General features: G+C 73.5%; 14 protein-coding genes and 1 pseudogene. 9 read left to right on the forward strand and 6 right to left on the reverse strand.

Annotated features, from left to right (window positions below; translation table 11 throughout):
* Together J2X59_RS14160 and J2X59_RS14165 are read left to right on the forward strand one after the other, a co-directional pair.
* Nucleotides 1-90 (forward strand): annotated as a pseudogene (locus J2X59_RS14160) (3-methyladenine DNA glycosylase); the annotation flags it as partial.
* Nucleotides 91-155: 65 nt separating this feature from the next.
* Complete coding sequence (locus J2X59_RS14165; RefSeq protein ID WP_058750533.1) at nt 156-344, forward strand: hypothetical protein; 189 nt, start codon at nt 156-158, stop codon at nt 342-344.
* An 84-nt stretch (nt 345-428) separates the two neighbouring features.
* On the opposite strand, the gene J2X59_RS14170 is transcribed toward J2X59_RS14165, so the two are convergent.
* From J2X59_RS14170 to J2X59_RS14180, 3 genes are all read right to left on the reverse strand, one after another.
* Complete coding sequence (locus tag J2X59_RS14170) at nt 429-1,286, reverse strand: NAD-dependent epimerase/dehydratase family protein (RefSeq protein WP_326497101.1); 858 nt, start codon at nt 1,284-1,286, stop codon at nt 429-431.
* 62 nt (nt 1,287-1,348) lie between these two features.
* Nucleotides 1,349-1,534, reverse strand: coding sequence for a hypothetical protein (locus J2X59_RS14175; RefSeq protein WP_058729353.1), 186 nt, complete (start codon nt 1,532-1,534; stop codon nt 1,349-1,351).
* 62 nt (nt 1,535-1,596) lie between these two features.
* Nucleotides 1,597-1,926: a hypothetical protein gene (locus J2X59_RS14180; RefSeq protein ID WP_326497102.1), complete on the reverse strand. Its 330-nt coding sequence runs from the start codon at nt 1,924-1,926 to the stop codon at nt 1,597-1,599.
* Nucleotides 1,927-2,165: 239 nt separating this feature from the next.
* Between J2X59_RS14180 and J2X59_RS14185 the strand changes: the two genes are divergently transcribed.
* From J2X59_RS14185 to J2X59_RS14205, 5 genes are all read left to right on the forward strand, one after another.
* Nucleotides 2,166-2,852 (forward strand): hypothetical protein, encoded by a 687-nt coding sequence (locus J2X59_RS14185; RefSeq protein WP_326497103.1) that lies wholly within the window; start codon nt 2,166-2,168, stop codon nt 2,850-2,852.
* Nucleotides 2,853-2,972: 120 nt separating this feature from the next.
* Complete coding sequence (locus J2X59_RS14190) at nt 2,973-3,671, forward strand: YceI family protein (RefSeq protein ID WP_326497104.1); 699 nt, start codon at nt 2,973-2,975, stop codon at nt 3,669-3,671.
* On the forward strand, nt 3,668-4,183 hold the full coding sequence (locus J2X59_RS14195; RefSeq protein WP_326497105.1) for a sigma-70 family RNA polymerase sigma factor: 516 nt from the start codon (nt 3,668-3,670) through the stop codon (nt 4,181-4,183). Before J2X59_RS14190 ends, J2X59_RS14195 begins: the two co-directional genes overlap by 4 nt.
* Entirely contained in the window at nt 4,180-4,914 is a 735-nt protein-coding gene (locus J2X59_RS14200; protein ID WP_326497106.1) for an anti-sigma factor, read from the forward strand. Before J2X59_RS14195 ends, J2X59_RS14200 begins: the two co-directional genes overlap by 4 nt.
* Before the next feature lie 7 nt (nt 4,915-4,921).
* Nucleotides 4,922-5,797, forward strand: a complete 876-nt coding sequence (locus J2X59_RS14205) for a serine hydrolase domain-containing protein (RefSeq protein ID WP_326497107.1) — start codon at nt 4,922-4,924, stop codon at nt 5,795-5,797.
* Between the two features lie 25 nt (nt 5,798-5,822).
* Here the strand turns inward: J2X59_RS14205 and J2X59_RS14210 are convergent, their stop codons facing one another.
* Nucleotides 5,823-6,287: a MarR family winged helix-turn-helix transcriptional regulator gene (locus tag J2X59_RS14210; protein WP_158407717.1), complete on the reverse strand. Its 465-nt coding sequence runs from the start codon at nt 6,285-6,287 to the stop codon at nt 5,823-5,825.
* Between the two features lie 118 nt (nt 6,288-6,405).
* On the opposite strand from J2X59_RS14210, the gene J2X59_RS14215 reads away from it, so the two are divergent.
* Nucleotides 6,406-9,984, forward strand: a complete 3,579-nt coding sequence (locus J2X59_RS14215) for a proline dehydrogenase family protein (protein WP_326497108.1) — start codon at nt 6,406-6,408, stop codon at nt 9,982-9,984.
* 74 nt (nt 9,985-10,058) lie between these two features.
* Here the strand turns inward: J2X59_RS14215 and J2X59_RS14220 are convergent, their stop codons facing one another.
* Nucleotides 10,059-11,660 (reverse strand): glycosyltransferase family 39 protein, encoded by a 1,602-nt coding sequence (locus J2X59_RS14220; protein WP_326497109.1) that lies wholly within the window; start codon nt 11,658-11,660, stop codon nt 10,059-10,061.
* A gap of 48 nt (nt 11,661-11,708) precedes the next feature.
* Nucleotides 11,709-13,283, reverse strand: coding sequence for a glycosyltransferase family 39 protein (locus tag J2X59_RS14225; RefSeq protein WP_326497110.1), 1,575 nt, complete (start codon nt 13,281-13,283; stop codon nt 11,709-11,711).
* 97 nt (nt 13,284-13,380) lie between these two features.
* On the opposite strand from J2X59_RS14225, the gene J2X59_RS14230 reads away from it, so the two are divergent.
* Nucleotides 13,381-13,593, forward strand: a complete 213-nt coding sequence (locus tag J2X59_RS14230) for a hypothetical protein (RefSeq protein ID WP_066651373.1) — start codon at nt 13,381-13,383, stop codon at nt 13,591-13,593.

Raw genomic sequence — 13,593 nt, forward strand, 5'->3', positions numbered from 1 at the left:
GAGCGCATCGTCCGACTGATCGGGGGCTCGGGCTTCCGGAAGCCGACGTTCGGCCCGCGGATGACGATCCAGGACCACCGCTGGCACTGAGCCCGGACAGGACCGGAGCTGCGACGTAGGCTCCATGTGAGAACCGATCTCACGAAGGAGGATCCATGTCGGACCCGAACACCACCCCCGCCGCCGAGGCCGAGGAGCACCGCGTCGCCGAGCACGACGTCGCCGACCACGACCACGAGCAGGACGGCGGCGAGCACGAGACCGTCGAGCACGGCGACCACGTCGACTTCGTGCACGACGGCCACCGGCACGCCCGTCACGAGGACCACTACGACGAGCACTGAGCGGCACTGACGTGACCGGCGGCGGCCGGGAGGGGCGTGGCGGAGCCGCCACGTGCCTCCCGGCCGGCGTCCGCGCAGCGGCGCTCACGGGTGCCGGGTGCCCTCGCCGGCGAGCACGGCCCGGTAGCCCTCGCGGAACGTCGGGTACCGCGGCTCCCAGCCGGTCGAGCGCAGCAGGGCGTTCGCGAGCCGCTTGTCGCCGCCTGCCTGCCGCCCCTCGGGCTCGGCGCTCGGCAGCTGCTCGACGCCGAGTTCGCACGCCAGGAACGTCAGGACGTCGTCGAGTCGGACCGGTTCGTCGTCGGTACCGATGTAGGTCGGTGCGGGGTCGTCCACCCCCGCCAGGTGGACGAGTGCCGCGGCGGCGTCGTCCCGGTGGATGCGGTTCGTGTGGGGTGACGTGCCGGACGACAGCCGGGCCTGCCTGGACCGCACCTGGTCGATCAGTCGCTCGCGGCCGGGCCCGTAGATGCCCGACAGCCGGACGAGCACGGCCTCGGGTGCCCGCTCCCGCAGCAGCGCCTCGGCCTCGAGCAGGACGCCGGCGGTCGGGGTGCTCGCCCGCGCCGGGGTCTCCTCGGTCACGTCGCTGCCGTCGTCGACGTCGTACACCGCGGTCGAGGACACGACGAGCAGCCGGGGCGAGGCGCCGGACGCCGCGATGCCGTCGAGCACGTTCCGCAGGCCGTCGACGTAGGTCGCGCGGTACTCGTCCGCGGCACGGGAGCCGGCGGCGGAGGCGACGACGACCACGCCCGTCTCCGGATCGATCGTCGGGACCTCCTGACGGAGGTCGACGCTGCGGCCGGTGATCGGGGCGGGGATGCGCTCGGCGCGACGGCGGAGCCCGGTGACCGGGTGGCCGAGCGCTGCGAAGCGCAGGCCGGCCTCGGTACCGAGGTCGCCGCAGCCGGCGATGACGACGGGGGAGCGGTGCTGCATGCCCTGAGCTTGTCAGGTGCGCGTCGGAGCGGCCCGAGCGCGAGGGCCCGGGCCGTCGGCTGTCAGACCTGCTCGTTGTCCGGCGACTCGGGCTCGCCGCCCGAGTCGACGTCGCTGTCCTGCTGCGGGTCCTCGGTCGCGTTGCCGGTGGACGAACCGTCGGGCAGGTCCTCGGTGCGCTGGAACTCGCTCTCGGGGGCGTCGGTGGAGCCGTCGGTCGGGGTGTTCTCGTGCTGCTGGTCGCTCATGCGGCGCACGCTACGCGGGAGCGCCTCCACCACCGTCCGGCTGCGCGCGAGCGCGGTGGTCGTCATCGGGGAGGCAGCGGGCGGAGTTCACCCCACGCGAAGCCGCTCTCGGCGATGAAGTCCTGCAGGTCGCTCTGCACGTCGGCCACGAGCTGCTCCGCTCCGCCCTCGATCCACAACGAGCTCGAGCCGCCGTCCTCGCCCAGGACCGACCAACGCGCCATGGCGCCGTTCTCGATGACGACGTCGTGTTCCGCCAGTGGCGTGAGGTCGGTGTCCCCCGTGGCGATGAGGAACAGCTGCAGCGTGGCGGCCTCGTGCTCGCGGAGCATCGCGAGCACGGCTGGCCGGATCACCGCGAGGACGTCGCGGACCTCCATGATCTCGGGCACGGTCGGAGCGTACCTCTGTGGCGCGGAGCTCCTGCGCGTCCCCCGGGTTTGTAACGGGGAGATAACGACTCAGAACTCGTCCAAACCCTTCGGCGGAGGGTCCCGAATCACCTGCATCAACCGGGAAACACCCGGAGCGCTCACCAGCCGCAGGTAGCTGGTTCTCCACCCCTTTCCGGGGTGTGTTCGGCGCACACACAGTGTCCGCGCCGAGCGCGACGACGAAAGGAACGCATCTCATGCGCAAGTCCCTCAAGACCTCGATCACCCTCGCCACCACCGGCGCCCTCGTCCTCGGTGGTGCCGCGTTCGGCATCAGCACGGCGAACGCCGCGACCCCGAACGTGCAGACGGTGTCCTCCTCGTCCGAGGCGTCGAAGATCCCCGCCCCGGTCGCATCCGTGCCGGACGTCCTCGGTGGCGACACCTCGGTCGCGCTCGACAGCAGCTTCACCGACGCGCTGACCTCGCTGGGTCTGACCCCGGGCGTCTCGGGCGACGCGAAGCTCGAGGACGGCGCCGTGTCGTTCCCGATCACCGCCGGCTCGGTCACCTACTGGAGCCCGGACGGCGACTACCGCCCCTACGTGCAGGGCCTGCTGAACCACAACGGTTCGGGCCTGACCCTCAAGGCCGGCGACACCACGGTCACGCTCGAGAACTTCGTCGTGAACCCGGGCTCGTCGAAGCTCTACGGTGACGTCCTCGTCAACGGCGAGGTCGCCGCGTCGAACGCCTACCTGTTCGAGCTCTGGGGTGGTTCGCTCAAGCCGCTGCAGCTCGAGGGTGACAACGCGGTGCTGACCGGCACCACCGTCCACATCTCCGAGGACGCTGCCGGCCTGCTGAACAAGACCTTCAGCACCGACGCCGTCAAGCGCGGCATGCTCGTCGGCACCGCCACGATCACCGCGCAGATCAAGTAGCACCCCGCGGCACACCCGCCGCACCCGCACCACCACGAGAAGGCGCCGCTCCCGACCACGGGAGCGGCGCCTTCCGCACGTCCGGGTGAACGATCTGGTCCCCTGTCTCGTCGTCAGGGCATGGGACTCCGCACACGTACGAAGGTCGTCATCGGCATCGCCACCGGTGTCGTCGTCATCGGCGCCGCAGCCGTCACCGCCGGCCCGGTCATCTACGCGAACACCGTCAACGGCCAGGCCGCCGCCGCCCCCTCGCTGAGTGCCGCCCCGTCCGGCTCCGGTGGGATGCTCGATGCCCGGCAGGCCGACGGCACCTGGACGAGCACGAGCAGTTCGTACGCCGGGTACCGAGTGCACGAGGTCCTGCAGGGGAATGATGTGGACGTGGTCGGTCGGACGAAGGACGTGCAGGGCACGGCGACCGTCGACGGCGGTTCGCTCACGAAGGCGACCGTCACGGTGCAGGTCGCGACGATCACGACGCCCGAATCGGCCCGCGACGCGTACTTCCGGAGCACCGCGTTGCAGACCGACCGCTACCCGACGGCGATGTTCGCGCTGACGGAGCCGGTCGACGTCTCGAAGGCCCTCGGCGGCAGCACCCAGGACGTCACGCTCACCGGCACGATGGACCTGCACGGCGTCGAGAAGCCGGTCACGGCCGACGCGCAGGTCGCGGTGACGCAGGACGGCGGCGTCCAGGTCGTCGGCTCGGTCCCGATCACCTTCGCCGACTACGGGGTCGAGGCCCCGTCGCTCGGCTTCGTCACCGTGGACGGGAAGGGCTCGGTCGAGTTCTCCCTCGACCTGGCGAAGTGACCGTGACGAGCCGTTCCGCCGACGAGCTGCTGGCGACGCTGTACCGCGAGCACGGCGACGCGCTCACCCGGTACGTCCGGCACCTGACGCGGGACGGCTCGACCGTCGAGGACGTCGTGCAGGAGACCATGGTCCGCGCCTGGCAGCGTCCGGCGGTGCTCGAGCGGGCGCCCGACAGCGCACGGGCCTGGCTCTTCACGGTCGCCCGGAACCTGGTCGTCGACGACGCCCGGTCGGCACGCAACCGGCGTGAGCACGGGTCCGAGCACCCGGTCGACCGTGCCGAGGCCGACCGCACCGACGCCGTGCTCGACCGCATCGTCGTGGCGGACGCACTCGCGTCGCTCAGCCCGGACCACCGCCGCGTGGTGGTCGACGCTTACTGGCTCGGCCACACCGTGCCGGAGATCGCACGACGACACGACATCCCCGAGGGCACCGCGAAGTCGCGGTTGCACTACGGGCTCCGGGCCCTCCGGCTCGCACTGCAGGAACGAGGAGTGACCCGATGAGCGAGGACCGGTACGCGGAGTGGGACGCGGCGTACGTCCTCGGCTCGCTCGCGCCCGACGAGCGGCTCGAGTACGAGCGGCACCTCGAGACGTGCGACCGCTGCACGGCGGCCGTCGCCGAGCTCGTCGGCCTGCCCGGTCTGCTCGCGAAGCTCCCGGCCGACCAGGCGGTCGAGATCGCGGCACCGGACGGGAGGCCCGACACGCGTCCCGAGAGCACCCTCGCCGCCGTCGCGCACCGCGTCCGACACCGCCGCCGCCGCCGTCGGACATGGGTCGCCGTGACCGCGGGGCTGGCGGTCGTCGCCGCCGTGCTCGGCGGGCTCGCCGTCGGCACGGCCGGTGGACGAGGTGCGACGGTGCAGGCCGGTGGCGCGCCCACGGCGTCCGCACCGACGACCGCGGGTGACCGCTACACGATGTCCGGGTCGCAGGGTCTCGACGTCGACCTGGCCGTGAGCGGCGAGCAGTGGGGCACGCGCTTCGACTGGGGGTGCTCGTACCGCGGCAGGGAGTGGTCGGCGGACGGCTCGGTGATGTACGACCTCGTGGTGGTCCGGAAGGACGGCTCCGTGCAGACCGTGGCCTCGTGGTCGGCAGCCGGGGCCGAGGCCCGCGGGCTGTCGGCGTCGACGGACGTGCCGCGCGACGACATCGCCGAGGTGCAGGTCCGACTGCGCGGCGAACGCGGGTCCCTGGTGAGCACCGACCTCGCTCGACACACGGGATGATGGCGGGGTGGACCGCGCCGCACCAGTGCTCGACGACGTCGTCCGCGCGGTCGCGCGGACGGGTTTCCGCGCCCACGGCCTGCACGTGCTGGTCGGCGACGACACCGCCGAGCACCACTGGTCCGCCGACGTCCGCCGTGACGTGCACTCCGTCGCGAAGGGCGTGGTCGTCCTGGCCGTCGGGACCGCCGTGGACGACGGGCTGCTCGCGCTCGACGAGTCCGTCGGCACGCTGCTGCCCGACGTCGTGCTCGGACCGGGTGTGCGGGACGTCACGCTCCGACACCTGCTGACCATGACGAGCGGCATCGACATGCCGTGGTCGCCGACGCAGACCACGGACTGGCCGGACCTGGCACGGGAGTTCCTCGGACGCCCGACCGCCGGACGGTCGTTCCGGTACGCGAACGCCAGCACCTACACGGCCGCGCGGGCCCTGGCGGCACGGGTCGGCGACGTCGGCGCGTACGCGCAGGACCGCATCTTCACCCCGCTCGGCATCGACGACGTCCGCTGGGACCGCTGCCCGCTCGGTCACGTCGTCGCCGGCGGCGGCCTGTGGCTCCGCACCGCCGAGGTCGCGCGCATCGGCCGGCTGCTGCGGGACCGCGGAGCGTCGGACGGGCGCCAGCTCGCGCCCGCTGCGGTCGTCGACGCGATGCACACCGACTGGGTCGCGGCGGGGTCGTCACCGTCGTACGACCGTTACGCCCTCGCGGGCTGGGGCGGCCCGGGGCGGACCTGGCGCCTGCACGGGGCGTACGGGCAGCTCGTGCTCCTGGACCCGGTCGCCGACGCCGTCGTCACCCTCACCGCGGACGACCACGAGCGTGCCGACGTGACGGCCGCGGCCGTCGCGGAGGTGCTCGCAGGGTCCAGCTGAGCCGGTCCCGCCGAGCGGGCGCTCCTCAGGCCTCCGGCTCGACCGGACCGAGTGCGTCGAGGACGCGGTGGGAGACGGACCGCAGGGTGTCCGCATCCGCAGCCACGGGCCTCCAGAACAGCTCCTCGAGTGCCGCGGTGTGCGCGCGGATGCCGGCGAGCACCGCGCGCCGACCCTCGGTCGTCATCGTCACCCAGCTGCCACGCCCGTCCGCCGGGCAGTCCGCGCGGGCGACGAGCCCGCGCCCGACCATCCGCGTGACCTGGTGGCTCACGCGCGACTTCTCCCACCCGATGCCCGCGGCGACGTCACGGACCCGCAACCGGTGGTCGGGAGCACGGTGCAGGCCGATCAGGATCTCGAACTCGGGGATCGAGATGCCGGCACCCTGCTGGACGGCCTGGTCGAGCGCCCGGTCGAGCCGACGCCAGACGTCGTGGAACGCGTCCCAGGTCGCCCAGTCGTGCCCCTCGCCGCCCTGCTCCGCCATGACCGCCAGCGTAACCAGCGGGCGTGCCGCGGGACCGAGGATCATCCGTTCGGCTGACTCCAGGGCGGCACTCGGCGCGCTCAGAGGTCACGTCGGACGCCCGGAATACGATCACTCCATGCCGACCCCGCACCTCCGAGACTGCACCGACGACGCGGTCATGCGGGCACAGGGGTGGATCGAGGCCGCCCGCGGGGTGAAGCCGGAGCCCGCGGCCGCACGTCTGGCCGAGCTGCTCGCCGACCCCCGTGGCGCCGAGTTCGCCCGCGCGTTCGTCGACGTCGTGGTCCGGCCGGAGGACCCGAAGGTCGTCGCCCGGAACCTCGAGCGTGCGAGCCGGGCGGTACCGGACGACCTCGCCTGGTACCTCCGCGGCGCGGTGACGGTGGGCGGCGGCTTCGCGACCATGGCGCCGTGGGCGGTCGTCCCCTCCGCGCGGAAGGTGCTCCGGCGACTCGCGGGACACCTCGTCGTCGACGCCACGCCCGCACGGACCCCCGCGGCACTCGCGAAGGTCGGCGGGCCGGACACCCGACTCGACGTCGACCTCCTCGGCCCCGCCGTGCTCGGACCGGCCGGTCGCGACCGACGGCTCGCGGCACTCGACGACCTGCTCCACCACGAGGTCGCCGCCGTCACCGTCGACGTCGACGCCGTGCTGCCGCCGGTGTCCCCGTGGGACCTCGACGCCACCGTCGCCGACGCGGTCCGGCACCTCGCACCGCTCCTGCACACCGCGGCGAGCCGGCCGACACCGCCCGTGGTCACCCTGCAGTCCGGCCGGGCCCGAGGCGTCCAACGCGCCGTCGCGGTCCTGTGCGCGCTGCTCGAGCAGGACGGCACGCGGGAGCTCACCCTCGGGGTGACCCTGCCCGCAGAACTCCCCGAGTCGCTCGACCTGCTCGACCGGGTGACGACCGCAGCACGGGAGCGTCGGGCATCCGGCGGGGCACCCGTGCGCGTCCGCTTCACCAAGGGCACGCTCCTCGCCACCGAAGGGGTCGACGCCGTGCTCGAGAGCCGGCCGCTCGCCGTGACCGCGGACACCCGCACGACGGACACCGCGTTCCTGCGCCTGCTCGACACGGCGATCGACCCCGAGCGGACCGACGCAGTGCACGTCGGTGTCGCCACCGACGACCCGTTCGCCCTCGCGACCGCGCACGTGCTCGCCGAGCGCCGCGGCGTGCTCGACGTCGTCGGACCCGAGCTGCTCCTCGGCACGACGCGGTACGCCGAGGTGCTGCGCACGGCGTTCGGCCACGTGGTCCTCGGTGTGCCACTGGTGCGGCCCGACGAGTTCGACGCTGCCGTCCCGTACCTCGCTCGTCGACTGCGCGAGGTCGCCGGCCACCGCCCGGTGGGCGGCTCGACCACGGCCGGGTCGACGGCGGCGGACACGACCGGCTCGACCGACGACACCGCTGCCGTCGAGCGTGCCACCGCCGAGCACGTCGACGCCGTGGCCGCGCTCCTCCGTCCCGCGCCGCCCACGCGCCGCACCCAGGACCGCCGACGGCCGCCGGGTGACCCTGTGCTGCGCTCGGCTGCCGAGAACACGCAGGACACCGACCCCTCCACGCCGGGCAACCGCGCGTGGGCCGCCGAGGTGCTCGCCCGGGTACCGGAGTCGCAGCGCGGCACCAGGACGATCCGTGCCGCCCGCATCACCGACCGCGGACGCCTCGAGCGTCTCGTCGCCCGCACCGCCCAGGCCGGTGTGAACTGGGGCCGCCAGGACCCGGAGGACCGTGCCGAGCTGTTCGACCTGATCGGCCACGCGCTCGAGACCCACCGCGGTGCACTCGTCGAGACGATGATCGCCGAGCTCGGGCTCACCCTGACCGACGCCGACGGCGAGGTCAGCCGGGCCGTCGACGCCGCCACGCACGCCGCGGACCGCACGCGACACCTCGAGGACATCAACGGGGCGGTCCCGGTCCCGCCACGCCTGACGGTCGTCGTGCCCTCGTGGAACGCCCCGCTCCTCGATGCCGCCGACGGTGTGCTCACCGCGCTCGCCGCGGGCAGCGGGGTCGTGCTCCAGCCCGCCACCGCCGCCCGACGCACCGGTGCCGTCTTCGCCGACGTGCTCTGGGACGCCGGTGTCCCGCACTCCCTGCTCCAGCTCGTCGACCTCGACGGCAGCGACCTCGCACGCGACCTCGTGGCGCACCCCGCCGTCGACCGCGTCGTCCTGACCGGCACCCCGGAGACCGCTCGGTCCTACCGCTGGTGGCGCGCGGACCTGCCCCTCGTGGCGGAGCTCACCGGGGTCGTCACCGCGGTCGTCACCCCCTCGGCCGACCTCGACCAGGCGGTGCGCGACGTCGTCGCCTCCGCCTTCGCCCGCTCCGGACAGGCGTCGTCGGCGGTGTCGCTGCTCGTGCTCGTCGGGTCCGTGGGGGAGAGCCCGCGCTTCCGCGAGCAGCTCGCCGATGCCGTCCGTGGCCTGCGCACCGCGTGGCCGACGGACGCGACCGCCCAGGTCGGGCCGCTCGTCGCCGAGCCGACCGGCGCCGTCCGGACCGCGCTCACCGAGCTGCGCCCGGGGGAGTCCTGGCTCGTCGAACCGGTCGCGCTGGACGACACCGGCCGACTCTGGTCGCCGGGTGTGCGGGAGGGCGTCCGCGCCACGGGCGACCTCGCGCGGACGGCCGTGCCGGCACCCGTCCTCGACGTCGTCCGCGTGGAGACCCTCGACGAGGCGATCGCCCTGCAGCACTCCGTCGACGGCGGCTCCGTCGCGGCGCTCCACACCCTCGACCCCGACGAGGTCGCGACCTGGTCCGACCGGACCCGGGCCGGCGTGCTCGTGGTCGACCGCCCGACCACCGGGGCCCGGCCGGGACGCCAGCCCGTCGGCGGGTGGCGCGGGACCGCGGTCGGTCCGACCGTGCACCGCGGCGGGCCGCTGGCCGTGATCGGGGCGGACCGGTGGGACCCGACCCGACGTCAGCCGCACCGGAACATCCAGCTGCAGGGACTCGGCAACCGCGTCACCGCCGTCATCGAGGCGGCCCGGGCCGGACTGTCCTTCGAGGAGTTCGACCGCGTCCGTGCCGGGGCCGAGAGCGATGCCGCTGCCCGGGCATCGTTGTACGGACGATCGCGGGACACGGCCGACCTGGTCGTCGAGCGGAACGTCATCCGGTTCCGCCCGCAGTCGGTCGTGGTCCGGCAGTCCTCGGGGGTCGGCGCCGGCGACCTCGTCCGCGTGCTCGTCGCCGCGACCGCAGCGCGCGCGCACGTGCTCCTCAGCACCGCCCGTCCGCTGCCCGCCGAGCTCCTGCCGCTGTTCTCGACGGCGCGCTCGCCCCTCGACGTGGTCGACCAGGTCGTCGAGGACGACGCCACGTTCCTGGGACGGGCTGCGGCGGGCACCCTGCTGCAGGACGGGTGGTCGGACGGCGCTGAGCCGGAGGTCGACCCGATCGACCTGGTGCTCGCGCAGGGAGCGGAGCCCCGACGGCACGCGGCCTTCGGCGGCCCCGGGTCACGCGTCCGGCTGCTCGGCGGTGACGCCCGTGCCCTCGAGGAGGCCCTGGGCGCCGGCACCGAGACGACCATCCACGACGACCCCGTGGTGGAGTCCGGCATCGTCGAGATGCTGCACTTCCTGCGGGAGCAGACGGTGTCCGTCACCGCGCACCGTCACGGTGACGTCTCCCGGGTCGTCAGCCGCCTCCGGCTCTGACGGGCCAGCGGCGTGCGGCGGGCGTCCTCAGCCGGCCGTCCTCGGCCTGCTGCCCTCGCGCCTGCCGACCTCCGTCAGCGGACGTAACTGATGATCTCCAGCGTCTGCACGGACTTCCGCGACTCGACCCGCCATCCGTCGGCCTCGAGCTGCGCGGTCAGCGTCGCGGGCTGGCTGCTCGTCTCGGCACCGAGGTACCAGACTCGGTCGAGCCCCGACACGTCGGGCTCGCGGTCGCGTGGCTCGCGTTCTGCCCACAGCTCGCCGACCTCCGATGCCGGGCGCACGAGCGTCAGGTCGCGCATGCCCGCGAACGCGTCGGGGTAGGCCGAGGAGACGTACTCGGTCGTCCGGATCTCGTGCCGCGGCAGCGGACCGTAGTAGATGCCGTCGCGGCTGCCGGCGGGCTCCTGCGCGCGCTCGGCGGCCAGGTGGTCCGTCGCCATCTTCCAGTGCGTGCCCGTCTTGCCGATCGGTGCGCGCTGTGCGGCGATGACGGGGTAGGCGAGCAGGGCGATGACCACCACCCCCGCGGTCGCGAGGGCGAGGGTCAGACGCCAGCGCAGGAGTGCACCGAACGCGGTGAGGGCGAGCGCGATCGCGAGAGCGACGAAGGGGGTCGTGAAGGTCAGGTACCGCGCGTTGTACAGCGGCTTCACCAGGATCGACACGGCGAGGACCGCGACGAGCGGCACGACGACGGCGGGGACCGCGAGCTCCACGGCGCGGACCCGTCGGCGGAGACGCGGGACCGCGACCGTCACGAGGACGCCCACGACGGCGAGCACGATCCCCACCAGTGCGAGACGTTCCGAGTCGCCGAAGTACTGCTCGACCAGGATCGACTGCACCACCTTGCGGTTGAAGTCGAACGTGGTGCCGATCCAGTAGAGCTGCTTGTCCGCCTGCCCCGAGGTCATCCGGACGAGGGGCAGCACCAGGAGCCCCGCGACCGCCGCAGCGCCGAGCCACCAGAGCCCGGCACGCAGGATCCCGGCGGGCCGACGGCGGGTCAGCTGCCAGACCAGGACCGTCACACCGTGCGCCACGACCAGCAGCGCCGAGTACAGGAAGAAGTACGAGCCGACTGCGGCGACGAGCGCGTAGCCCAGCCACCACACCCAGGCGCGCGGCACACGGTCGCGGGTGCGTTGCACGGCGACGACCAGGACGAGGGTGAGCAGGACCGCGAACGTGAAGCTGAACGCGTACGAGCGCCCCTGGCCGCTCGCGGAGGTGACGCGCGGCAGGACGGCGAACACGAGTCCCGCCACGACCCCCGTCGGAGCGTCGGCGACCCGTCGGCCGAGCTCGACGAGGAGCGCTGCCGCGACGGCGGAGGCGATCACGCTCGGCAGCCGCAGGGTGAGCATGTCGTAGGGCACGACCGATAACCACAGGTGCATCAGCGCGTAGTAGGTGCTGTGCACCCCGTCGACGTTGTGCGCCATGTGCCACAGCTCCGGCAGGGAGCGGCGCGCGGACGACATGGTCGCGGCCTCGTCGATCCCTGCCGGCGCAGCCCACGTCCCCGCGAAGGAGACCAGGAACGCCGCGATGCCGACGAGCGAGGCCGGCACCGCGGGGTGACGCCAGGCCGGTCGGGTGGTGTCGGACGCGGGCACGTCGGACACGTCGTCCGATCCCGCGTCCCTGGTCGTCAGGGATCGGCGCACGGAGCCGAGCCTACCGTCCGGTCGACGACCCACCGTCTCGTCCGGGCCTCACCGGGTGTAGGCGATCACGTAGAAGTCGCCGATGCGCTCCCGGTCGTCCTCCGACCAGCCGGCCCGTGCGAGCGCCTCGCGTGCAGCAGCGGGCTGAACGCTCGTCCGTCCGCCGACGTACCAGACACGCTCGACACCCTCGAGCGGCAGGTCGTCCCCCGGAGCGAGTCGGTCGGCCCACAGCTGGCCGATGCTCGCAGCACTGCGGACCACCGTCAGGTCGCGCATGCCGGCGAAGGCGGCCGGGTAGGAGGACGACACGTACTCCGTCGTCCGCTTCGGGTGCCCGGGCAACGGTCCGTAGTAGACGGCGTCGAGGCCGTCCCCGTCGTCGTGGGCGGCCCGGTCCGCGGCGACGTACGCCGCGACCCGTTCCCACTCGCCCCCCGGCGATCCCTCGCCGGCCCGTTGCGCGACGATCGCGGGCGTGGCGAGTGCCACGACGGCGAGGACCGCCAAGGGTGCCACGAGCCGCGCGCGGAAGGACGTCGCGCCGAGGGCGACGAGCAGGGCGACGAAGGGTGCGGCGAAGGTCAGGTACCGGGAGTTGTAGTACGGCTGCACGACCACCGACACGACGATGACGGCTGCGGTCGGGACGACGACGGTACAGAGGGCGAGCCACACTGCGGGCCGTCGGGAGCGCGACCGGCGGTCGACGAACGCGGCGACGACCCCGAGGACCGCGAGGGCCCATCCGACCAGCGCGAGCGGCAGCGACCGGGCGAAGTACTGCTGGACGAAGACCGAGTCCGCGAGCCGTCCGTCGAGGGCGAGGCGCGAGCTCATCCAGTAGAGCTGTTCGGATGCCTGCCCGGAGGTGAGGAGGGCGAGCGGCACGGTGGATGCAGCGACCAGGGCCGTCGCGGCCGCGAAGGGCAGGGCCACCTCGATCCAGTCGGAGCGCCGACGCCGCACGAGCAACCACACGACCACCGCGACGGCGTGCGCGACGACGAGCAGCGCCGAGTAGAGGAAGAGGTAGGTGCTCAGTCCGCCGACGACGACGTACGCGGACCACCAGGCCCAAGCGCTGCGCCGCCGGGCGAGAGAGCGGTCCACGGCGATGACGAGGACGAGCGTGAGGGCGGCCGCCGTGGTGGTCGTCAACGCGTACGAGCGCCCCTGGATGCCGGCCGACGTCACCCGGGGGAGGACCGCGAACACCAGCCCGGCGACGATCCCGGTCCGCAGGTCGACCAGACGGCGCGCGAGCTCCACCAGCAGCCCGGCGGCGACCCCGATGCCCACGGCACCCGGCAGTCGCAGTGTCCAGAACTCGAACGGCACGACGTCGAGCCACACGTGCACCAGGGCGTAGTACAGGCTGTGCACGCCGTCCACGTGCTGTGCCATCTGCCACAGCTGTACCAGGGACCGGTTCGCGGCACTCATCGTGGCCGCCTCGTCCAGCGCGGACGGGGTGCTCCAGGCGCCGGCGAAGGACACGGCTGCAGCGATCAGACCCACCAGGACAGCGGCCAGCAGGGAGCGACGGGGCCCCCTGGCGCGACGGCGCGTGACCGGCGCGGGATCGGATCCGGTCCGCGACTCGATCCCGAGGTCGGACATCCGGCAAGGCTAGCAGCGGGGTCTGCGCGCTCCGCTGTGCGGCGGTGCCTGACCGTCCGCCGCCGACGCGCGGGCCGAGCGGCGTAGCGTCCCGTGCATGAACGCACGAGCGAACGACGACGAGGTCCAGACCGCCCCCGTGATGGACGGTGCCACCGAGGCGACCAACGAGGAGAAGCTCGCCGGGCTGGTCGAGCAGGTCGATCACGACCACGGACACGAGGGCGCCGGCGCCATGGCCGACCACCTGCGCGACCGGATGGACGAGACGGGTGTCGAGGAGGAGCAGCCGAACGACGAGGTCGAGTAG

It is taken from the genome of Curtobacterium sp. 260 (assembly GCF_030803485.1).
GTDB lineage: Bacteria > Actinomycetota > Actinomycetes > Actinomycetales > Microbacteriaceae > Curtobacterium.